We start from the raw sequence: 226 nt of genomic DNA on the forward strand, positions 1-226 counted from the left end.
ACGGCGGGGAGCTCGTCGGCATCGAGGGCAACTACGACGACGTGAACCGCTTCTGCTCCGAGCTGATCGGCGACCCGGCCGGCGAGGGCTGGGGCTTCGTCAACGTCAACCTGCGGCCGTACTACGCGGAGGGCTCCAAGACCCTCGCGTACGAAATCTGCGAGCAGCTCGGCTGGCGCCTTCCCGACCAGCTGGTCGTCCCGATCGCCTCCGGCTCCCAGCTCAC

At 68.6% G+C, this 226-nt stretch carries 1 protein-coding gene; it reads left to right on the forward strand.

Features of this window, described 5'->3' with window-relative positions; all coding sequences use genetic code 11:
* The coding region (locus tag CCN29_RS36320; protein WP_442538527.1) for a pyridoxal-phosphate dependent enzyme at positions 1-226 on the forward strand (226 nt) is incomplete at both ends.

It is taken from the genome of Streptomyces pseudogriseolus (assembly GCA_002154585.1).
GTDB lineage: Bacteria > Actinomycetota > Actinomycetes > Streptomycetales > Streptomycetaceae > Streptomyces > Streptomyces pseudogriseolus.